17 protein-coding genes are annotated in these 20,663 nt (G+C 66.9%); 16 read left to right on the top strand and 1 reads right to left on the bottom strand.

Annotation, left to right across the window (positions count from 1 at the left end; all coding sequences use genetic code 11):
• Positions 1-9: 9 nt before the first annotated feature.
• Complete coding sequence (galE, locus tag ACF8LI_RS27470) at positions 10-1,020, bottom strand: UDP-glucose 4-epimerase GalE (protein ID WP_047217108.1); 1,011 nt, start codon at positions 1,018-1,020, stop codon at positions 10-12.
• A 234-nt stretch (positions 1,021-1,254) separates the two neighbouring features.
• On the opposite strand from galE, the gene ACF8LI_RS27465 reads away from it, so the two are divergent.
• The 16 genes from ACF8LI_RS27465 to ACF8LI_RS27390 all read left to right on the top strand — a co-directional run bounded on the left by ACF8LI_RS27465 (position 1,255) and on the right by ACF8LI_RS27390 (position 20,605).
• Positions 1,255-4,074, top strand: coding sequence for a bifunctional glycoside hydrolase 114/ polysaccharide deacetylase family protein (locus ACF8LI_RS27465; RefSeq protein ID WP_392414610.1), 2,820 nt, complete (start codon positions 1,255-1,257; stop codon positions 4,072-4,074).
• Complete coding sequence (locus ACF8LI_RS27460) at positions 4,040-7,888, top strand: tetratricopeptide repeat protein (RefSeq protein ID WP_392414609.1); 3,849 nt, start codon at positions 4,040-4,042, stop codon at positions 7,886-7,888. The genes ACF8LI_RS27465 and ACF8LI_RS27460 overlap by 35 nt, the downstream gene beginning before the upstream one ends.
• Positions 7,889-7,913: 25 nt before the next feature.
• Complete coding sequence (locus ACF8LI_RS27455) at positions 7,914-8,465, top strand: hypothetical protein (protein WP_016445568.1); 552 nt, start codon at positions 7,914-7,916, stop codon at positions 8,463-8,465.
• Positions 8,466-8,487: 22 nt separating this feature from the next.
• Positions 8,488-9,867: a PelD GGDEF domain-containing protein gene (locus ACF8LI_RS27450; RefSeq protein ID WP_392414608.1), complete on the top strand. Its 1,380-nt coding sequence runs from the start codon at positions 8,488-8,490 to the stop codon at positions 9,865-9,867.
• Positions 9,860-10,882, top strand: a complete 1,023-nt coding sequence (locus tag ACF8LI_RS27445) for a hypothetical protein (RefSeq protein WP_016445570.1) — start codon at positions 9,860-9,862, stop codon at positions 10,880-10,882. Before ACF8LI_RS27450 ends, ACF8LI_RS27445 begins: the two co-directional genes overlap by 8 nt.
• On the top strand, positions 10,879-12,435 hold the full coding sequence (gene pelF, locus ACF8LI_RS27440; RefSeq protein WP_016445571.1) for a GT4 family glycosyltransferase PelF: 1,557 nt from the start codon (positions 10,879-10,881) through the stop codon (positions 12,433-12,435). Before ACF8LI_RS27445 ends, pelF begins: the two co-directional genes overlap by 4 nt.
• Positions 12,435-13,808, top strand: coding sequence for an exopolysaccharide Pel transporter PelG (pelG, locus tag ACF8LI_RS27435; protein WP_016445572.1), 1,374 nt, complete (start codon positions 12,435-12,437; stop codon positions 13,806-13,808). The genes pelF and pelG overlap by 1 nt, the downstream gene beginning before the upstream one ends.
• 208 nt (positions 13,809-14,016) lie before the next feature.
• Positions 14,017-14,823 (top strand): amino acid ABC transporter substrate-binding protein, encoded by an 807-nt coding sequence (locus ACF8LI_RS27430; protein WP_016445573.1) that lies wholly within the window; start codon positions 14,017-14,019, stop codon positions 14,821-14,823.
• 131 nt (positions 14,824-14,954) lie between these two features.
• The gene (locus ACF8LI_RS27425) at positions 14,955-15,608 is read left to right on the top strand and encodes an amino acid ABC transporter permease (protein ID WP_012207336.1); all 654 of its coding nucleotides are present in this window, start codon (positions 14,955-14,957) and stop codon (positions 15,606-15,608) included.
• Positions 15,589-16,377, top strand: a complete 789-nt coding sequence (locus tag ACF8LI_RS27420) for an amino acid ABC transporter ATP-binding protein (protein WP_392406271.1) — start codon at positions 15,589-15,591, stop codon at positions 16,375-16,377. The genes ACF8LI_RS27425 and ACF8LI_RS27420 overlap by 20 nt, the downstream gene beginning before the upstream one ends.
• Before the next feature lie 218 nt (positions 16,378-16,595).
• Complete coding sequence (locus tag ACF8LI_RS27415; protein ID WP_154833601.1) at positions 16,596-17,435, top strand: ABC transporter ATP-binding protein; 840 nt, start codon at positions 16,596-16,598, stop codon at positions 17,433-17,435.
• Positions 17,432-18,214: a lipid asymmetry maintenance ABC transporter permease subunit MlaE gene (gene mlaE, locus ACF8LI_RS27410; RefSeq protein WP_016445576.1), complete on the top strand. Its 783-nt coding sequence runs from the start codon at positions 17,432-17,434 to the stop codon at positions 18,212-18,214. Before ACF8LI_RS27415 ends, mlaE begins: the two co-directional genes overlap by 4 nt.
• A 43-nt stretch (positions 18,215-18,257) precedes the next feature.
• Positions 18,258-18,743: an outer membrane lipid asymmetry maintenance protein MlaD gene (gene mlaD, locus ACF8LI_RS27405; protein WP_016445577.1), complete on the top strand. Its 486-nt coding sequence runs from the start codon at positions 18,258-18,260 to the stop codon at positions 18,741-18,743.
• Positions 18,740-19,540, top strand: a complete 801-nt coding sequence (locus ACF8LI_RS27400) for a VacJ family lipoprotein (RefSeq protein WP_392414607.1) — start codon at positions 18,740-18,742, stop codon at positions 19,538-19,540. The genes mlaD and ACF8LI_RS27400 overlap by 4 nt, the downstream gene beginning before the upstream one ends.
• A 115-nt stretch (positions 19,541-19,655) precedes the next feature.
• Positions 19,656-20,297 (top strand): phospholipid-binding protein MlaC, encoded by a 642-nt coding sequence (locus ACF8LI_RS27395; RefSeq protein WP_016445579.1) that lies wholly within the window; start codon positions 19,656-19,658, stop codon positions 20,295-20,297.
• A gap of 20 nt (positions 20,298-20,317) precedes the next feature.
• Complete coding sequence (locus tag ACF8LI_RS27390; protein ID WP_047217101.1) at positions 20,318-20,605, top strand: lipid asymmetry maintenance protein MlaB; 288 nt, start codon at positions 20,318-20,320, stop codon at positions 20,603-20,605.
• Positions 20,606-20,663: the final 58 nt, after the last annotated feature.

Here is a 20,663-nt window from a genome sequence, read left to right as displayed (position 1 = left end):
CTGCGGGGTTCAGCGCTTGAGACCTGCGGCCTGGCTTTGCCAGCGCCATGCGTCCTCGCACATGCGGTCCAGGTCCAGCATGGCCTTCCAGCCCAGCAGGCGCTCGGCCTCGGCGGGGTCGGCCCAGCACTGGGCCACGTCGCCGGGGCGGCGCGCCACGATCTGGTAGGGCACGGGGCGGCCGCTGGCGCGCTCGAAGGCCTTGACCATCTCCAGCACCGAGACCGGGCGCCCCGTGCCCAGGTTCACCGTCAGCAGGCCTTGCTGTTCACGCAGATGGCGCAGCGCCGCCAGGTGGCCGCGCGCCAGGTCGGTGACGTGGATGTAGTCACGCACGCCCGTGCCGTCCGGCGTGGCGTAGTCATCCCCATAGACACTGAGCTGCTGGCGCTGGCCGATGGCGACCTGCGACACATAGGGCATGAGGTTGTTGGGGATGTCGCGCGGGTCCTCCCCGATCAGGCCGCTTTCATGGGCGCCCACGGGATTGAAGTAGCGCAGCCGTGCCAGGCGCCACTGGCCGGGCTCGGCGCGGTCCAGGTCGGCCAGCATTTCCTCGATCCACAGCTTGCTGCGGCCGTAGGGGTTGGTGGCAGACAGCGGGAAATCCTCGCGGATCGGCAGGCTGGCCGGGTCGCCGTAGACCGTGGCCGAGGAGGAGAACACCAGGCTGTGCACGCCCGCCGCCTGCATGGCCTGCAGCAGGGCGACCGTGCCGCCCACGTTGTGTTCGTAGTAGCGCAGTGGCTGGGCCACGGATTCGCCCACGGCCTTGAGTGCGGCGAAGTGGATCACCTCGCGGATGGAGTGCTCGGCAAACAGCCGGTCCAGCGCGGCGCGGTCGCGCACATCGCCTTCCACGCACAGCGGGCGCCGGCCCGTGATGCGTTCCATGCGGTCGAGCACGTCGGCGCTGCTGTTGCTGAAGTTGTCGTAGATCAGGTAGGGCTCGCCTGCGGCGGCCAGCTCCACGCAGGTGTGGGAGCCGATGAAGCCGGCGCCGCCTGTGACCAGGATCATGAATACCTCTCATTGGTGATTTTTTGGCGTGCCTAGTATCGCAATAACCCAGCTTTTCCTCGGGTTCAAGTGGGCTGAGCACAAAAGTAGGGAGAAAACACATTTGTAGACAAACAACGTTATGCTCGGCCCGCTTTTCGTCGGATTGACGATAGCTTTCATCAAATTGTTAAGAAATTTGATGCATAAAAACTATGAATTGATGGGGCATCACCACGCCCTGAGGAGAAGGCCATGAACGGTTTCCTGCGAAGCTGCCTGGTCTGCTGGGGGTTGCTGTGCGGCTGGGTGGTGCAGGCTGCCGAACCCGCGGTGGCTGTCTATTACGGGAACAAGGCATCGCTCAGTGAATTGAGCCTCTACGACATTGCCGTCGTGGAGCCGGGCCATGGCTATGACCCGGTCCGGTTTCGCAAGCAGGCCCCGGGCAGCGAGCTGTATGCCTACGCTTCCGTGGCCGAGGTGCAGCCCGAGCGCGCCTACTTCGGCAAGATTCCCGAGGCCTGGAAGATGGCGCGCAACGGCGCCTGGCAGTCCATCGTCCTGGATCAGACACCCGCGCAGTGGCCCGCCTTCTTTGCTGACGAGGTGATCGCGCCGCTGTGGAAGCAGGGCTTTCGCGGCTTCTTCCTGGACACGCTGGACTCCTACCGCCTGGCCGCGAATTTCGACGAAAAGGCCCAGCAGGACGGTCTGGTGCGCGTCATCGAGACGCTGCACCAGCGCTATCCCGGCATCCGCCTGATCCTGAACCGGGGCTTCGAGATAGTGCCGCGCGTGAGGGACAAGGTACAGATGGTGGCGGCCGAGTCGCTGTTGCGGGGCTGGGATGCCAGCCTCAAGCGCTATGTGAGCGTGCCCGAGAAAGACCGCGAATGGCTGCTGCAGCAACTGCAGACCATCCGCGAGCGCGACCGCCTGCCGGTGCTGTCCATCGACTACCTGGCCCCGCATGACCGCGACGCCACGCGCGAGACCGCCCGCCGCATTGCGCAGCTGGGCATCATCCCCTGGGTTTCCGATGCCGGGCTGCAGACCCTGGGCATAGGCCAGGTGGAGGCGGTGGCGCGCAGGGTGTTGATTCTCTACAACGGTGCCGACTATCCGTCCATCAACGGCGCATCGGCGCACCGCTTCCTGGAAATGCCCCTGAACTACATGGGCTACGTCGCCGACTACGCCGATGTGCGCGAGCCCCTGCCCGAAGGCGTGTCGCGCGACCGCTATGCCGGCGTGGTGAGCTGGTTCGGCGGCGCGGTGCCCGAGATGCGGGCCAAAAGCGTGCGGCAGTGGCTGGCCAACCAGGTGCAGCAGGGCATGCCGCTGCTGGTGCTCAATACGCTGGGCCTGTCCCAGGACCGCACCATGTCGGCCGCCCTGGGCACGCGCAGCACGGAAGCGGCACCCGTGTTCCCGCTGCGGCGCGCCGAAAAGGCGCCGGTCATGGGTTTCGAGATACAGCCGGCCGAGCCAGCGCACGATTACGAAGGCTGGGAGTTCACGCCGCAGATGGCCAGGGGCAGCCGCGAGTTGCTGTCCTTCGACGACAAGCGGGGGCGCCGCTTCGTGTCGGCCGCCATCACGCCCTGGGGCGGCTTTGCACTCATGCCCTATGTGGTGGTGGGCATGCCGGGCACCGACCAGTCGCGCTGGGTGATCGACCCCTTCGCGCTGTTGCGCGAGGCGCTGCGCCTGCAGGACTTTCCGGTGCCCGACGTCACCACCGAGAACGGCCGCCGCCTGCTGCTGGCCCATGTGGACGGGGACGGCTTTCCTTCCAAGGCCGAGCTGCCGGGTACGCCCTTCGCGGGCGAGGTGCTGCGCCGCGAGATCCTGGAGCGCTACAGGATTCCGCACACCATCTCGGTCATCGAGGCCGAAGTCTCGCCGCAGGGCCTGTATCCGCAGTGGGCCGACCAGCTGGAGGGCATTGCCAAGCGCATCTTCGCCATGCCCCATGTCGAGATCGCCAGCCATTCCTATTCCCATCCCTTCTTCTGGGAGCCCGGGGCAGCGCCCGACGGGGATGACAGCAAGGAGGTGAACCTCAACCTCCACATCCCCGGCTACCAGATGGACATGAACCGGGAGATCAATGGCTCGGTCGACTACATCCGCAAGCGCCTGGCGCCGCCCGGCAAGCCGGTGGACGTGTTCTTGTGGACCGGCAACACGGCGCCCAGCGCCGAGGCCCTGGCCATCTCCGACGCGGCGGGACTGCTCAACATGAATGGCGGCGACACGGCCATCACGCGCAGCAATCCCTCGCTGACGGAGGTGCGCAGCTGGGGCCTGCGCAAGGGCGGCCATCTGCAGATCTATGCGCCCGTCACCAACGAGAACATCTACACCAACCTCTGGCACGGGCCGTTCTACGGCTTCGAGCGCGTCATCGAAACCTTCGAGATGACCGACGCGCCCCGGCGCATGAAGGCCGTGGACATCTACTACCACTCCTACTCCGCCAGCAAGCAGGCCAGCATCAAGGCCCTGCACAAGGTCTACCAGTGGGCGCTGGCGCAGCGGCTGAACCCGGTCTACAGCTCCGAGTACATCCGCAAGGTGCAGGATTTCTACGAATTCGCCATCGGCCGCGACGCGCAGGGCTGGCGCCTGCGGGGCCCGGGCCAGTTGCGCACGCTGCGCATGCCGCCCGGCATGGCCCTGCCTTCCATGGCTGCCAGCCGCGGCATCGCCGGCTATGCCAAGGGCGCGGACGGCAACTACCTTCACCTGGCCGGCGGCGCCGGATACCTGGTGCAGCAGGATGCCGCAGGCGCGGCCGCCTCCGCGGCGCGCCCCTATCTGGTGGATGCCAATGCCCGGCTCACGCAATGGCTGCCCCAGGCCGATGGCGGCGTGCGCTTGACCCTGCAGGGCCATGTGCCGCTGGAGCTGCGCATGCACCTGCCGTCCGGCTGTGCGCTGAGTTCCCTGAACGCCGCCAATCCCCTCATTGCCGTGGCGGGTGCCGATACGGGCAGCTCCAACCTCCGTTCCTTCAGAAGTACCCATCACAGTGTTGAACTCCAAGCGCAATGCCGGGGGCTCTGAGCGCCCCGTCACGGTTCCCTTCTGGCTGATCGTGCTGCTGGCGGTACTGATCGGTGGTGCCCTGTGGATGCTGTTTCCCAAGCAGGATCTGGAGCGCCGGCTCTCCGTCACCGGAGATGATTCCGAGCTGTCCTACAACTACCTGAGCAACCTGCTCAAGAGCGACCCGGGCAATGAAAACCTGCGCGCCCTGCTCAAGGCCAAGGAGGAGCGCCTGAAAGCCATCAAGCTGGCGCGCGAAGAGGCAGCCAAGCAGGCGCTGCCCAGCGCCGCCGTCCAGGCCTGGGAGCGCTGGCAGGCCGCCTACCAGAACTATCTGGAGGCGCAAAAGCAGGACCATCGCGCCGGAGGGCAGGCCGATGCCCTGGCGCTCCAGGTGATGCAGGCGCTCAAGGAGGTCCCGCTGGCGGGTCTGACCCAGGAGCAGGCGCTGTACCTGGCTTCTTCGGCGCTGGTACTCAAGGACGCACCGCTGGCCCTGGGCATCTACGACGATGTGGCCGCCCGCCAGGGCGATCCCGCGCGCAAGGCGCAGGTCTATGAGTCCGCAGCGCGGCAGGCGCTGGGCATGTCGCTGTACGAGGAATCGGCCCGGCTGCTGCGCCAGGCCAGCGCCACGACCGAAGACGTCCCGCAGTCGCGCGCCTATCTCTGGCAGGCCCTGCAGGTGCTGCAGTCCGGCAACCGTGCCAGCGAAGCGCTGGCGCTGGCGCGCCAGCAGGAAGAACTGTTGGGCAGCGACCCGGAAACGCTGCGAAGGCTCATCGGCCTGGCGCGCGCGGCCGGCAACCGGGCCGAGGCCGAGCGCTATGCCAAGCGGCTGCTGCAGCTGTCCCTGCTGCAGCAATGGCAGGTGCAGGCGGCAGGCGCTTCGGGAGCCGGCCCGGCCGTAGCGTCCGCAGTGGCCGACGACGGCGCCTGGGCACTGCAGCCCGTGGCCTGGACCGCCCCGGGCTGGCGCATGCTGCGCACGGCCGACCCCGCACGCAAGCCGCCGCCGGGCCTGCCCTTTGACGACAAGACCTACCAGCTGGGCTACGAGGTGTTCCTCGAAAACCGCAACCTGGAAGATGCCTGGCGCGTGGCCACGGCTGCGGTGCGCCAGGCGCCGCAGGACATGGCCTGGCGCGAGCGCCTGGCCCAGGTGTCCGAATGGATGGGGCAGCAGCAGCAGGCCCTGGACAACTGGCTGGTCATTGCGCAGAACACGGGCCGTGAAGATGCCTGGAAGACGGTGATGCGCCTGGCGCCGGGCCTGTTCGACGACCGCGCCCTGATTGCCGGCCTGCGCCACCAGTTGAGCCGCCGTCCCCAGGATGCCGCGCTGCTGCAGGCGCTGGTCCAGGCCTATGAGCGCCAGGCCGAGCCGGGCGCGGCCATCGACTATCTGCAAAAGCACGGCAGCACGCCGCAGTCGCAGATTCTGCTGGCCCAGCTGGCCGAGCGCGCAGGCCGTTCGCCGCTGGCGCTGCAGGCATGGAAGCGCGTGCTCAGCGATCCCGAGCAGCGCACGCCGGCCCATGTCATGCCCGCCGCCGTGCTCGCGCTGCTGCAGGGCGAGCCGGCGCTGGGCCTGCGCTGGCTGGAAGACGCACAGACGCGCGTTCCGGCCGGCATGCAGGACGAAGGCGAGTACTGGCGCCTGCTGGGCGACCTGGCCCAGGACCAGCGCCAGGAGGCGCTGACGCTCAAGGCCTACCGCCGCCTGCTGCAGACGCCGCACGCCGGCATCAGCGACTACGACGAAGTGATCCGCCTGCTGCAGCGCACCGACCGGCGCGAGGCGGCCCAGATGTCCCTGCATGCCTGGGAGCAGTTCCAGGACGTGCGCCATCTGACACAGGCCTTCTACCTGCTGGAGGACCAGGAGGACTGGACGCAGATCGGCCGCCAGGTCGAGCGCATCATGGCCGACCCGGCCTTGCTCAAGCGCCTGATGGGCCAGCCCACCTTCTTCCAGATCCTGGGCGCCTACTACCAGCGCACTGCGCAGCCGAAAAAGGCCATGGAAGCCTTCGAGAAGGGCCTGGCGCTGGACCCCGGCTCCACGCCGCTGCGCCAGGGCCTGATGTGGCTGCTGATCGACACGCAGAACGCGGCGGCCCTCAAGCTGCTGCTGGCGGCGGCCGAGCCCGTGTGGGCACGTGATGCCGACATGCACGGCGCCCTGGCGGCGGCCTACATGACGCTGTCGCGCCCGGCTGTTGCGCTGGAGCGGTATCTGAAGCCGCACCGCACGGAGCATGCGGACGACTTCCTGTGGATGATGCAGTACGCGGACGCGCTGGAGCAGAACCAGCAGGCGGACCAGGCCTGGAACCTGAGGCAGCAGCTGTGGCAGCGCGAGAAGGCGCGCACGCGTGCGCAGCAGGGCCCTTCGGCCGATGCGGCCCGCCGCTGGCTGACCGCCGAGGGCCTGGACGAGGTCCAGCGCCAGGCCCGCAGCCGGCTCATGCTCTTTCATACCCAGGGCGATGCCGAATTCGCCCTGATGCGCGAGCTGCTGCGCATGGACCTGCAAGGCGGGCGCCGCGAGCATTCCGCTGCTGCGGCCGAGCTGGCCATCGCCTGGCTGCAGGAGCGTGGCGAATACCAGGCCGAGCGCGGCTACCTTTGGCAGCAGTACGCGCGCAGCCGCAGCAAGAGTGCCAGCGCACCGCTGTGGGCTGAGATCACGGTGGCCCTGGCGGAAAAGGATGTGGCCCAGGCCGGGCAGCTGCTGCAGCGCCATGACGAGGCACTGCCGCGCTACGACCGCATCAACGCGGCGGCCATGGTGGGCGATGTGCGGCTGGCGCAGACCGCGGGCTTCGAGAGCATGGCCTACCAGCCCGACGACGATCCCCTTCACCTGGGGCTGACCGAGCAGTTGCTGGCCTTCAGCGACTACGGCGGCCTGCAGTTGCGCAATCGCCGCATGGACGCCATCGACGAGCAGGTCTCGCGGCTGCGCTGGCATGTGGGTCTCAACCCCCGCTGGGCGCTGGACCTGGATGCCGAGGACGTGCGCCGCACGGTCAACAAAAGCACCCTGGTGCGCGGACCCTCCCAGGAGCGGGGCATCGGCCTGCGCCTGACGCGCAAGACGCAGTCGGCCTCCAGCGAGTTCATGCTGGGCCGGCGCGAAAGCCTGGAGAGCTACACGCCGATGCAGTTCACGCAGACCTACAACGTGGACAGCCGCTGGAGCCTGCAGGCATCGCTGGGCCGGCACCTGGCCACGCAGGAAACGCTGGCCATGCGCATGGGCGGCATGAAGGACCGCGTGTCGCTGGGCAGCAGCTACCAGCTCTCGCGCCTGGACCAGATCACGCTGGAGCTGGCATCGGAGCGCTACCGCGTGCAAAGCGGCGCCCGCGTGGGCTCCGGCAACCATGCGATGCTGCAATACCTGCACACCTATCGCAGCGAGGCACCCACCCTGCAGTTCGGCGCCTTCACCTCCTGGCACCGCTACAGCCGCACCGACCCGGCGCTGCTGCAGGGCAGGGATGCGGCCATCCTGGGCTACCTGCCTGCGTTCAACGATCCCACCATCGACTATCTGTTGCCGCGCAGCTTCCGCTTCTCGGGCCTGCAGATGATGTTCAACACGGGCTACGAGCAGCAATACACGCGCGCGCTGCGGCCCTATGCCAGCCTGGCCCTGACGCACCACAGCATCAACGGCGCGGGCTACGAGCTGGGCATGGGCCTGGCCACCAGCCTGTTCGGCGCGGACCACCTCGCGCTGGGCCTGAACCTGTCCAAGTCGGGCATCAACACCGTGGGCAATACCCGCGAGCTGTTGCTCACCTACCGCCTCCACTACTGATCCGAAGACTTCAAGGAGCCTTTCCATGACACACCGCACTTCTTTTGCCTCCCGCCTTCGCGTGCTCACGGGTATGGCCCTTGTCGGCCTGCTGTCTGCCTGCTCGACCATCGACCGGGGCACGGCGCCCGCGCTGGAGACGAACGCCAGCTGGGCCGTGCTGCCCTTCGAGAACCACACCGAGACACCCATGGCCGGCAACCGCGCCGCCGCCATCGCCACGGCGCTGATCAATGCGCGCGGCGTGGGCCAGGTCAAGCGCTACACGGGCGATGCGCTGCAGGAGACGCTGTTCGACGGCCGCGACGCCAAGCGCCGCGAGGACGCCCTGGCCTGGGCGCGCGGCGAAGGCGTGCGCTATGCGCTGACGGGCGCGGTGGACGAATGGCGCTACAAGGTCGGAGTGGATGGCGAACCGGCCGTGGGCGTGACGCTGGAGATCGTGGACGTGGGCACCGGCGCCACCGTGTGGAGCGGCGCGGGCGCGCAAAGCGGCTGGAGCCGCGAGGCCCTGGCCGCCGTGGGCCAGAAGCTGATCCGCAATCTGCTGGGCACGGGCCTGGCCAACGCCCGATAAGCGCATCGAGGAACGATTTTCCATGCCAGACCAAGCCACCACGCCCAAGGCGGCACCGCATCCCGATGCACCGCGCCGAGCCGGCATTGCCGCGGAATTCAGGGGTTCGCCCCTGGGCCTGCTTGTGCAGACAAGCGCCAAGCCCTGGGTGGTGGTGGGAGAGACGCTGCTTTTGCCGTTGCTGGCCCTGTTGGCCGGCATGTGGGCCAACCCCGCCAATCCCCTGTGGGTGGAGGCGGAGTTTCCCTGGGCCTGGCTGGCGCCCGTGGTCGTGGCGCTGCGCTACGGGCCCGTTGCCGGCCTGTCGGCGTCCGGTGTGCTGCTGCTGGCATGGCTGGGCGTCAACCAGCGGGATCTGTCGCTGTTTCCCGAACAGTATTTCCTGGGCGGCCTGATCCTGGTCATGGTCGTGGGCGAGATCTCCAGCCTGTGGCGCGCGCGCATACGCCGTGCGCGCACGGCGCAGAACTACATGGACCAGCGCACCGAGCAGCTGATCCGCCAGCACTACCTGCTGCGCCTGTCGCATGACCGCCTCGAGCAGGAGCTCATAGGCCGTCCCGTGTCCATGCGCGACGCCATCAACGTGCTCAGCGGCCTCAGCGGCGCCGAGGGCGATGCGCAAAGCCTGCTCAACCTGCTGGCGCGCTTCAGCCAGATCAGCGTGGCCAGCCTGGTGCCCGTGCGCAACGATGTGCTGGACCCCACGCCCATTGCCCAGCTGGGCGGCGAGCGGCCCATCCATGTCCATGACCCGCTGGTGCGCCAGGCGCTGGACAGCCATGTGCTGTGCCATATCTCGCAAAGCATGGCGCAAGGCCAGCAGACGCAGTACATCGTCGTGGCGCCCATGCTGGACCTGGAAGGCGAGATCTACGGCCTGCTGCTGGTCGAGGAAATGCCTTTCTTCGCACTGCAGGAAGAAGCGCTGCAGACCATCAACCTGCTGCTGGGCTACTACACCGACAGCGTGGCTGCCAACAGCCTGGCCGCACCGCTGCTGCAGGCCTATCCCGACTGCCCGCCGCACTTCGCCTTCGAGGTGCAGCGCATGGAGCATGTGAACCGCAGCGCGCGCCTGAGCAGCGTGGTGGTGGCGCTGGAGCTGTCGCCGTCGGCCGTCCAGGCGCAGATGGCCCAGCAGATCATGCGGCTGGAGCGCATGCTGGACCGTTCCTGGCTGCAGGAACGCGATGGCCGGCAGCTGCTGGCCATCTTCATGCCGCTGGGCACCAACGCCACGGCCGAGGGCTACCTGAACCGCATCGAGGCCTGGCTGGCCCAGCGCGGCGTGGCCTCGCTGGCCGATGCGGGCATCTTCCCGCGCACCATCTTGCTGGACCGCTGCTCGGCCATCAGCGTGCTGGAGCGGCTGCACCAGATGGGGCAGGGCCATGCTTAACCTCAAGCTGGCCCTGGGCGCGCTGGCCGCGGAGATCGCCTCCTGGAGCAGCCTGTGGCTGCTGCGCAGCCAGTCGGATGCCGCCCTGCTGGGCTATCTCATGGCCCATGGATTGGCCAGTGGCCTGCTGGCGCTGTGCCTGGCGCCGTTCCTGGCCACCTCGGCCAGGTCGGTGCGCCAGCGCCTGGCCCTGGTGGCGCTGATGGGGCTGTTTGCCTATGCCGTGCCGGTGGCCGGCATCCTGGGCGCCGTCGTGGCCACCATTGCGCTGCACACGCAGCGCGGCCCGCGCGGTGGCCAGCGCTTTCCGGTGATGCCCCTGCCCGATTTCGACCCGCACCAGCAGTCCGGCACCAGCCGCCGCCAGGCGGGCCTGCAGTCCTTCCTGGCCAATCCCAATGTGCCCGTCGCCTCGCGCATGCGGGCCATGGTGGCGCTGGGCAGCGTTCCGGGGCGCATTGCCTCGCCCATGCTGCGCACGGCGCTGGGCGATTCCAGCGAGGACCTGCGCCTGCTGGCCTACAGCATGCTGGACGCCAAGGAGCGCGAGATCAGCAAGACCATCCACCAGGAGCTGCAGCTGTTCGAGCATGCCCGTCAGTCCGAGGGCGATGCGCCCTGCGGGCCGCGCGGACTGCAGGCGGCTCGGGCGCTTACCGACCTGTATGCGGAGCTGGTCTACCAGGGCGTGGCGCAGGGCGATGTGCGTGACCACGCCATCCAGCAATCCCTGCACTACTGCGACCTGGTGCTGGCCCAGCGGCCCGACAACGCGCTGCTGCTGTTGCGCCGTGGCCGGCTGTTGCATCTGCAGGGCAGGCAGGTGGAGTCGCTGGCCTGCTACGAGCGCTCGCTGGCGCTGGGCATGGAGCCCGCGCGCGTCGTGCCCTACCAGGCCGAGCTGCTGTTCGAGCGGCGCGAGTTCGCCAAGGCGCAGGCGCTGATGCGATCGCTGGACATCGAGCATGCCCTGCCGCGCCTGAAGCCCAGCATCCGCTACTGGAGTGCCTCATGAGCCGTGCGAGCCAGTTCCCCACGGCTGCCAGTGCGGACATCGCGCTGCTGCTGGAGGGCACGTTTCCCTATGTCAGCGGCGGCGTGTCCAGCTGGGTCAACCAGATCCTGCAGGCCTATCCCGAGCACCGCTTCGCCATCGTCTTCCTGGGAAGCCGGCGCGAGGACTATGGCGATTTCCGCTACGCGCTGCCGCCCAACGTGGTGCACTTCGAGCAGCATTTCCTCTTTGACGCCCTGCACTCCAACATCCAGCCCGCGCCCTCGCGCGGCCATCCCGAAGCCCTGGCCAAGGCCCGGGAGTTCCTGCAAGCGCTGGAGGCACATGACGGCAGTGCCGAAAGCCGGGCCAAGGTGCTGGCGGCCATGCGCTCGATTGCGCTGGAACTGCAGCCCGGCGGCAGCCTGCCGCTGGAGGATTTCCTGCACAGCGAATTCGCCTGGGACCTGATCCGCGACAGCTACCGGCGCCACTGCACCGATCCATCGTTCGTGGACTTCTTCTGGACCGTGCGCATCATGCTGCAGCCGCTGTGGCTGATGGCGCGCATCGCCCACGGGCTGATTCCGGTGCGCGTGCTGCACACGGTCTCCACGGGCTATGCGGGGTTTCTGGGGGGGCTGCTGCACCATTCGCGCGGCCTGCCGCTGGTGCTGTCCGAGCATGGCATCTACACCAAGGAACGGCAGATCGACCTGCTGCAGAGCACCTGGATACGCGACAACCGCAACATCTTCCAGCGCGACCCCATGGAGGTGTCGTTCTTCCGGCAGATGTGGATACGGTTTTTCGACTGGATGGGGCGCTTTTGCTATGGCGCGGCCGACCCCATCATTGCGCTGTACGAGAACAACCGCCTGCGCCAAGTGGCCGATGGCGCGGCGGCAGAGCGCACGGTAAGCATTCCCAACGGCATCCGCATAGAGCGCTTTGCGCCGCTGCGCGCCCAGCGGCCGGCCGAGACGCCGCCCGTGCTGTGCCTGATCGGCCGCGTGGTGCCCATCAAGGACATCAAGACCTTCATCCGCGCCATGCGCCGCGTGGTCAACCGGATGCCCCAGGCCCAGGCCTGGGTGGCCGGCCCCACGGCCGAAGACCCGGCCTATGCCGATGAATGCCAGAACCTTGTGGACAGCCTGGGCCTGCAGGCCAACGTCCGCTTTCTGGGCATGCAGAAGGTGGAGGAGTTGCTGCCCAAGGTGGGCGTGGTCGTGCTGTCGTCCATCAGCGAGGCGCTGCCCCTGGTGATTCTCGAAGCACAGGCCGCCGGCGTGCCCGTGGTCAGCACCGACGTGGGCTCGTGCCGCCAGCTCATCGACGGGCTGGGGCCCGAGGACCAGGCCCTGGGCTCGTGCGGGCGCGTGGTCGGCATTGCCAACCCCGAGGCACTGGCCGATGCCTGCCTGGAGCTGCTGGCATCGCCCGGGCAATGGCAGGCCGCCAGCGCGGCCGGGATTGCGCGCGTGGAGCGCTACTACTCCGACCGGCTGCTGTTCGAGCGCTACAGGCAGGTCTATGACAGGGCGCTGCAACAGTCCGAGGAAAAACACTGATGGCCGGCATTGGATTCGAACTGCGCCACCTGCTGCGCAAGAACACGCTGACCAGCGTGCTCCAGGCCTACGCCTATGCGGGCGTGATCGGCTCGGGGCCGTGGGTGTTCTCCATCATCGGCATCCTGCTGGTGGGGGTGTTCAGCGTCAGCGTGGTGGCGCCGCCGCTGCTGGTCACGCAGTTCCAGACCTCGGTCACCTACCTGGTGGCCAGCAGCCTGATCCTGACCGGGGCGGCGCAGCTGGCATTCACGCGCTTTGTCTCGGACCAGCTGTTCCTCAAGAAGGACGAGAGCATCCTGCCCAACCTGCATGGCCTGCTGCTGGTCGTGGTGGCCACTGCCAGCGCGCTGGGCACGCTGGCGCTGTTCGTGGTGCTGCCGGGCCAGGGCCTGCTGTACCGCGTGCTGATGCTGGCGGGCTTCACGCTGATGTGCGTGGTCTGGGTCATGACCGTGCTGCTGTCGGGCCTCAAGCACTACCGGGCCATTGCCGGGCTGTTCGGCGCCACCTACCTGCTCATCGTGCTGCTGGCGCTGCCGCTGCGCTACTGGGGGTTGGAAGGGTTGCTGGCCAGCTTCGTGATCGGCCACGTGCTGCTGCTGGCCGGCATGTGGCTGATCGTGCTGCGCAGCTTTCCGCTGCAAAAGCGCTGGATCGCCTTTGACTTCACGCAGCGCTCGCTGATCTTTCCGGCGCTGATCGCCATCGGCGTGCTCTACAACCTGGGCATCTGGATCGACAAGTTCATGTTCTGGTACTACCCGCCGACCTCGCAGCAGATCATCGGCGGGCTCAGGGCCTCGCTGATCTACGACCTGCCGGTGTTCCTGTCCTACCTGTCCATCATCCCGGGCATGGCGGTCTTTCTGGTGCGCATCGAGACCGACTTCGTCGAGTACTACGACAAGTTCTTCGATGCCGTGCGCGGCGGCGGATCGCTCGAGTACATCGAGTCCATGCGCAACGAAATGGTCTACGCCATCCAGGCGGGCCTGGGCGAGATCGCCAAGGTGCAGACGCTGGCCGTTCTCGTCACCCTGGTGGCCGGACCGGCCATCCTGCAGTTGCTGGGCATCTCCCAGCTGTACCTGCCGCTGCTGCATGTGCAGGTGGTCGGCGCCGGGCTGCAGGTGGGCGTGATGGCCGTGCTCAACGTGTTCTTCTATCTGGACGAGCGGCGCATCGTCTTCATGCTGTGCCTGCTGCTGGTGGTGCTGAACATCGCCTTCACGGGCATTTCGCTGGCGCTGGGCGCCGCGTTCTATGGCTACGGCTTTTGCCTGGCCATGCTGGTGACGCTGTGCGTGGGCCTGTTCATGCTCTCGCGCGAACTCAACCGGCTCGAGTACAAGACCTTCATGCTGCAGTGACCGGCAGGCATCTCTCGCCCTTTGCCGATTTGCACGGTCTTGATCCAGCGTGTTGGCGGGGGGCGCCGGTCTGCGCGACAATACGGGATTCGGCGCCGGCACCCAACCGAGACAAAGGTTCCGCCAAGGAACCATTCATTACAACGATTGCGCACCTTGCGTGCAGCGGCCGCCGCCTTTCGCTTTTTCCACTCCAAAGCTTTAAGCCATGAAAAAACGCACCCTCTTGGCCATGGTGGCCCTGTCTGCACTGCTGGCAGCCTGCGGCAAGAACGAGTCCGCATCGACCGCCGCCGCGCCGGTTGCCGCCCCCGTGCCGGCAGCCATGACCAAGTTGGTGATCGGCCTGGACGACAACTTCCCGCCCATGGGCTTTCGTGACGACAAGAACGAGATCGTCGGCTTCGACATCGACATGGCGCGTGAAGCCGCCAAGCGCATGAACGTGGAGGTGGACTTCAAGCCCATCGACTGGAGCGCCAAGGAGGCCGAGCTGGTCGGCAAGCGCGTCGACGCGCTGTGGAACGGCCTGACCATCACCGAAGAGCGCAAGAAGAACATCGCCTTCACCGCGCCCTACATGGAGAACCACCAGATCATCATCGTGCGCGCCGACTCCGACATCAAGGACAAGGCTGGCCTGGCCGGCAAGGTCGTGGGCGCGCAGGATGGCAGCTCGGCCGTGGACGCCATCAAGAAGGACGCCGCCGTGGCCGCCAGCTTCAAGGACCTGAAGACCTTCGGCGACAACATCACCGCGCTGATGGACCTGTCGGCCGGCCGCCTGGACGCCGTCGTGGTCGACGAGGTCGTGGGGCGCTTCCACGTGGCCAAGAAGGCTGGCGAGTACCTGGTGCTCGAGGACAACTTCGGCACCGAGGACTACGGCGTGGGCCTGCGCAAGGAGGACACCGAAGTTCTGGGCAAGCTCGAAGCCGCGCTGGCCGAGATGAAGAAGGACGGCAAGGCCGCCGAAATCGCCTCCAAGTGGTTCGGCAAGGACATCATCAAGTAAATCCGGCACACCATGCGACCGGCAAGGCCAGCCTGGCATTGCCGGTCTTTTGCGTTCTGGGACGCACGCGCCCGTGGCTGCCCGGATCCTGCCGATGCCGGCGGGGCCGCGCACCGCACTGAGGCCATTCGATGGAATATGTAATCTCGCTCATGGGGCCGCTGTCCGCCGGCGCCCTGGTCACCCTCAAGCTCTTCGTCATCACCCTGGCGCTGTCCATTCCCCTGGGACTGTCGCTGGCGCTGATGCGCATCTCCCGCTTTCCCGCCCTGAGCCGGCTGGTCGGCGGCTACATCTGGCTGATGCGCGGCACGCCGCTGATGCTGCAGATGCTGTTCATCTACTTCGCGCTGCCCTTCGTGCCCGTGATCGGCGTGCGCCTGCCCGATTTCCCGGCCGCCGTGGTCGCCTTCGCGCTGAACTACGCCGCCTACTTCGCCGAAATCTTCCGCGCGGGCATCCAGTCCGTGGACCGCGGCCAGTACGAGGGCGCCAAGGTGCTGGGCATGAGCTACGGCCAGACCATGCGCCGCATCATCCTGCCGCAGATGTGGGCGCGCATCATCCCGCCTGTGAGCAACGAGACCATCACCCTAGTCAAGGACACCTCGCTGATCTACGTGCTGGCCCTGAACGATCTGCTGCGCGCGGCGCGCGGCATCGTGCAGCGCGATTTCACCATCACGCCCTTCGTGGTGGCCGCAGGCTTCTATCTGGTCATGACTCTCGTGTTGACCTGGATCTTCCAATACCTAGAAAAACGCCATGCCAAATACGACGCGTGATAACGCGCCCGAGACCATGATCTCGGCGCAGAACATCTGCAAGGGCTTTGGCGGCGTGCCGGTGCTGCGCGGCGTTTCGCTGGAGCTGGCGCGTGGCGAGGTGGTGGCCATCATCGGTCCCTCGGGATCGGGCAAGAGCACCTTTTTGCGCTGCCTCAACCACCTGGAAACCATTGACAGCGGCCGTGTCGCCGTTGAAGGCGAAGTGCTGGTGGACAGCGGCGCGGACGGCCGTGCCCACTACGTGCCCGAGGCGCAGATCCGCCAGATCGGCCGCAAGATGGGCATGGTGTTCCAGTCCTTCAACCTGTTCCCGCACCTCACGGTGCTGGAGAACGTCATCGAGGCGCCGATCGTCGTCAAGGGCCTCAGGCGCGAGCAGATCGTGCCCAAGGCCGAGGCGCTGCTGCACAAGGTGGGCCTGCTGGAAAAGCGCGATGCCTATCCCAACCGTCTGTCGGGCGGGCAAAAGCAGCGCGTGGCCATTGCCCGGGCCCTGGCCATGGAGCCCGACATCCTGCTGTTCGACGAGCCCACCTCCGCGCTGGACCCCGAGCTGACCGGCGAGGTGCTGCGCACCATGCGCGAGCTGGCGCAGGAGCACATGACCATGCTGGTCGTGACCCACGAGATGGGCTTTGCCCGTGAAGTGGCCAATCGCGTGATCTTCATGGACAAGGGGGAGATCGTCGAGCAAGGCCCTGCGGAAGCATTCTTTGCGGCGCCGCAGCACACACGGACCCAGGCATTCCTGCAGAACATGTTGTAAAAAAACATCTGTCCAGTCCGGATTTTCCCCAGGTCCAGAGAGCGTGCAACGCTTGTGTAGCAAGCAAAGCATGCTCTTTTTTTTATGGCGGTTTCTGCCATGACTTTTTGAGAAACATACACGGATGTATGTTTATCTCGGTCGGAGGTGAGCAAGCAGCGGCACCTGTCTGCACAATAGCGGGCTTGCCTGCGAACATTTATCGACCGCACCACAGCATGATCCCAACCGCCTCTTTCGTGGAGTTGCGCAACGTCACCTTCGGCTATGGCGAGCGTGTGATCCTGCGCGACCTGTCGCTGCAGGTGCCGCGCGGCAAAGTCACGGCCCTGATGGGCGCATCGGGCGGGGGCAAGACCACCGTGCTGCGCCTGATCGGCGGCCAGCAGCATGCCCAGCAGGGGCAGGTGCTGTTCGATGGCAAGGACGTCACCACCATGGACGCCGCGGGCCTGTACGCTGCGCGCCGGCGCATGGGCATGCTGTTCCAGTTCGGCGCCCTGTTCACCGACATGAGCGTGTTCGACAACGTGGCCTTCCCGCTGCGCGAGCACACCGACCTTCCCGACGAACTGGTCCGCGACATCGTGCTCATGAAGCTGCATGCCGTGGGTCTGCGCGGTGCGCGCGACCTCATGCCCAGCGAGATATCGGGCGGCATGGCCCGCCGCGTGGCGCTGGCGCGGGCCATTGCACTGGACCCCGAACTGGTCATGTACGACGAGCCCTTCGCCGGGCTGGATCCCATTTCCCTGGGCACCGCTGCCCAACTGATCCGAGAACTCAACGACGCCATGGGCCTGACCTCCATCCTGGTGTCCCATGACGTGGAGGAAACCTTCCATGTGGCCGACCATGTGGTCATCCTGGGCAACGGCGGTGTCGCCGCCCAGGGCTCGCCCGAGGAAGTCAAGGCCAATCCCGATCCGCTGGTGCAGCAGTTCATCCACGCACGCGCCACCGGCCCCGTACCCTTCCATTACCCCGGCGTGAGTGCCGAAGAGGATTTCGGCACGCCTGAAAGCCCGGTCAAGGCCAGCGGCCGGAGGCGCGCATGAACCGGCTGCATCCCGCTCGCATAGGCGCGGCCGTGCGCCACCAGTTGACCCAGCTGGGCATGGGCACCCGCCTGTTCGGCCGCCTGCTCGCGCTGATGGGGCCGGCGCTGGGCAGGCCGCGGCTGATTGGCGACCAGATCCATTTCCTGGGCAACTATTCGCTGGCCATCATCGGCGTGTCCGGCCTGTTCGTCGGTTTCGTGCTGGGCCTGCAGGGCTACTACACCCTGCAGCGCTACGGCTCGGCCGAGGCGCTGGGCCTGCTGGTGGCGCTGTCCCTGGTGCGCGAGCTCGGCCCCGTCGTCACGGCGCTGCTGTTTGCCGGCCGTGCCGGCACGGCGCTGACGGCCGAGATCGGCCTCATGAAGGCCGGCGAGCAGTTGTCGGCCATGGAAATGATGGCCGTGGACCCCGTGCGCCGCATCCTGGCGCCGCGCTTCGTGGCCGGCCTGATCGCCATGCCGCTGCTGGCCGCTGTCTTCAGCGCCGTCGGCGTGATCGGCGGCTGGCTGGTGGGCGTGGTCATGATCGGCGTCGATGGCGGTGCCTTCTGGGGCCAGATGCAAAACGGCGTGGACTGGTGGTATGACCTGGGCAACGGCGTTCTCAAGAGCCTGGTGTTCGGCGTGGCGGTGACCTTCATCGCGCTGCTGCAGGGCTATGCAGCCAAGCCCACGCCCGAAGGCGTGTCCCGCGCGACCACGCGCACGGTGGTGATGGCCTCGCTGGCCGTGCTGGGGCTGGACTTCCTGCTCACGGCCACGATGTTCAGCCTTTGACCCGGCGCCGAAGCCACCCCCGCAAAACAAGGAAAAACAAACCATGCAGCAATCCAAGAGTGATGTCTGGGTCGGACTGTTCGTGCTGATCGGCGCTGCGGCGCTGGTGTTCCTGGCGCTGCAGTCGGCCAACCTGCTGAGCCTGAGCTTCCAGAAAACCTACACGCTGACCGCGCGCTTCGACAACATCGGCGGACTCAAGCCCAAGGCGGCCGTGCGCAGCGCGGGCGTCGTCGTGGGCCGCGTGGAATCCATCACCTTCGACGATCAGGTCTTTCAGGCCAGCGTGACCATGGCCATGGAAAACCGCTACGCGTTTCCCAAGGACAGTTCCCTGAAGATCCTGACCAGCGGCCTGCTCGGCGACCAGTACATCGGCATCGAAGCCGGCGCAGATGACCACAACCTCAAGGATGGCGACCGCGTCGTCGCAACCCAGTCGGCCGTTGTGCTGGAAAATCTGATCGGACAGTTCCTCTACGGCAAGGCCGAGCAGGGTGGCAGCTCCGGTGCAGGAGGCAAAGAATGACAACCAACCATGAACAGGCGACCGCGGGTCGCCCTGCAGTCCAGGCAGCATCCTGGCAGCGCACAGCCATGCTGGGCACATTGGCCGCCGCTTCGCTGCTCGCCGGCTGCGCCACCGCGCCGGGCGAGGCCCGCAATCCCCAGGACCCGTTCGAGCCGTTCAACCGCAGCGTCTACTCGTTCAACGACGGCCTGGACCGTGCCGTCCTGAAGCCGGTGGCCACGGTCTACCGCGACGTCACTCCGCGTCTGGCCCGCGATGGCGTGAGCAATTTCTTCTCCAACCTCAGCGATGTCTGGTCCTTCGTGAACAACGCGCTGCAGGGCCAGGCCGAAGGCGCCTACAACTCCGTCGTGCGGTTCTCGGTGAATACGGTCTTCGGCCTGGGCGGCTTGCTCGACATCGCCAGCGAGGCCGGCATCGAGCGCCAAAAGCAGGACTTCGGCCAGACCCTGGGTCGCTGGGGCGTGCCCACCGGGCCGTACCTGGTGCTGCCGCTGCTGGGCCCGTCCACGGTGCGTGACACTGCGGCTCTTCCGGTGGATGCCTGGGGCAACCCCATGTCGGCGATCAACGACATCCCGGTTCGCAACAGCCTGTATGTGCTGCGACTGGTGGATACACGTGCCCGCCTGCTCAATGCCTCCGACACGCTGGACTCCGTCGCGCTCGACCGCTACAGCCTGACGCGCGATGTCTACCTGAACCTGCGGCGTGGCAAGTCGGGTGATGACGGTCGCATCGAGGATTACGACGACGATGCCGGCAAGCTGCCGCCCGAAGACGGCGCGAAGTAAGCAGTTCGTAACATCCCGAGATGAAAAACGGCCGCTGCCTGACATGGCGCGGCCGGAAAAATGTGCAATATCAACCCGGTCCGGGGCATGAGGCCCTGCTGGGAAAGGAAGAGTGATGATCAATCGACGTGCCTGGAGCGCTGCCGCTGCAGCCATGCTGGCCATGGGAACCCTTGGCGCGGCACTGCCGGCCCGCGCAGCCGGCGAGACCCCCGATGCGCTGATCAAGCGTGTCTCCACCGACGTGCTGGAAACCATCAAGAAGGACCCCTCGCTGCGCGAGGGCGATGTCTCCAAGGTCAATGCGCTGGTCAATGACAAGGTCATGCCGTATGTGAATTTCCGCCGCATGACCTCCGCCTCGGTGGGGCCGGCCTGGCGCCAGGCCACGCCTGCGCAGCGCGAGAAGCTGGAGACCGAGTTCAAGGCCCTGCTGATCCGCACCTATTCGGGCGCGCTGACGCAGGTCAGCAACCAGACCATCAACGTCAAGCCCCTGCGCGCGGCAGCCGGCGACACCGATGTGCTGGTGCGCACCGAAGTGCTGGGCCGCGGCGAGCCCGTGCAGCTGGACTACCGGCTCGAGAAGTCCGGCGACGGCTGGAAGATCTACAACCTGAACGTGCTGGGCGTGTGGCTGGTGGAAACCTACCGCAACCAGTTCAGCCAGGAAATCAATGCCCGCGGCATCGACGGCCTGATCGAGACCCTGGCCACGCGCAGCAAGATGCCGGCCACGCCGCCCTCCAAGGGCTGACAGCCGCGGACGCACGCGCCATGCTGCAGCTCCCCCGTGAACTGACCTACCGCCAGGCGCGCAGCTGTCTCGTGCAGCTGCGGCCCCAGGTGCAGGCCTTCGATGGCGCCCAGGTGCGTGTCGATGCCAGCGGTGTCGAGGTCTTCGACTCGTCCGCACTGGCCGTGCTGCTGGCCTGCCGCCGCACCGCGAAGGCGGCAGACAAGCAATTGGTGGTCGTGGGCCTGCCGCAGGGCCTGCAGTCCATGGCGGCGCTGTATGGCGTCGACGGGCTGCTGGCCGACATGGCCGCATCCTCCCCCTCCTGAGCCGGCGCAGCGCGCCGCTGCAAAGAGCCCTGCAAGGCAGGTTTGGCTGCAAGGGCCT

The organism is Delftia sp. WSY_12, assembly GCF_043104645.1.
In the GTDB taxonomy this organism is placed as follows: domain Bacteria; phylum Pseudomonadota; class Gammaproteobacteria; order Burkholderiales; family Burkholderiaceae_C; genus Comamonas; species Comamonas tsuruhatensis.
The sequence above is the reverse complement of the archived record's forward strand: the minus strand, read 5'-3'. Positions and strand labels throughout refer to the sequence as shown.

Coding starts and splice junctions, on each gene's coding strand:
- ACF8LI_RS27455 (WP_016445568.1), top strand. CDS start 7,914: ATGACACACCGCACTTCTTTTGCCTCCCGCCTTCGCGTGCTCACGGGT.
- ACF8LI_RS27415 (WP_154833601.1), top strand. CDS start 16,596: ATGATCCCAACCGCCTCTTTCGTGGAGTTGCGCAACGTCACCTTCGGC.
- ACF8LI_RS27445 (WP_016445570.1), top strand. CDS start 9,860: ATGCTTAACCTCAAGCTGGCCCTGGGCGCGCTGGCCGCGGAGATCGCC.
- ACF8LI_RS27400 (WP_392414607.1), top strand. CDS start 18,740: ATGACAACCAACCATGAACAGGCGACCGCGGGTCGCCCTGCAGTCCAG.
- ACF8LI_RS27420 (WP_392406271.1), top strand. CDS start 15,589: ATGCCAAATACGACGCGTGATAACGCGCCCGAGACCATGATCTCGGCG.
- mlaD (WP_016445577.1), top strand. CDS start 18,258: ATGCAGCAATCCAAGAGTGATGTCTGGGTCGGACTGTTCGTGCTGATC.
- ACF8LI_RS27450 (WP_392414608.1), top strand. CDS start 8,488: ATGCCAGACCAAGCCACCACGCCCAAGGCGGCACCGCATCCCGATGCA.
- ACF8LI_RS27395 (WP_016445579.1), top strand. CDS start 19,656: ATGATCAATCGACGTGCCTGGAGCGCTGCCGCTGCAGCCATGCTGGCC.
- pelF (WP_016445571.1), top strand. CDS start 10,879: ATGAGCCGTGCGAGCCAGTTCCCCACGGCTGCCAGTGCGGACATCGCG.
- galE (WP_047217108.1), bottom strand. CDS start 1,020: ATGATCCTGGTCACAGGCGGCGCCGGCTTCATCGGCTCCCACACCTGC.
- ACF8LI_RS27430 (WP_016445573.1), top strand. CDS start 14,017: ATGAAAAAACGCACCCTCTTGGCCATGGTGGCCCTGTCTGCACTGCTG.
- ACF8LI_RS27465 (WP_392414610.1), top strand. CDS start 1,255: ATGAACGGTTTCCTGCGAAGCTGCCTGGTCTGCTGGGGGTTGCTGTGC.
- pelG (WP_016445572.1), top strand. CDS start 12,435: ATGGCCGGCATTGGATTCGAACTGCGCCACCTGCTGCGCAAGAACACG.
- ACF8LI_RS27425 (WP_012207336.1), top strand. CDS start 14,955: ATGGAATATGTAATCTCGCTCATGGGGCCGCTGTCCGCCGGCGCCCTG.
- mlaE (WP_016445576.1), top strand. CDS start 17,432: ATGAACCGGCTGCATCCCGCTCGCATAGGCGCGGCCGTGCGCCACCAG.
- ACF8LI_RS27390 (WP_047217101.1), top strand. CDS start 20,318: ATGCTGCAGCTCCCCCGTGAACTGACCTACCGCCAGGCGCGCAGCTGT.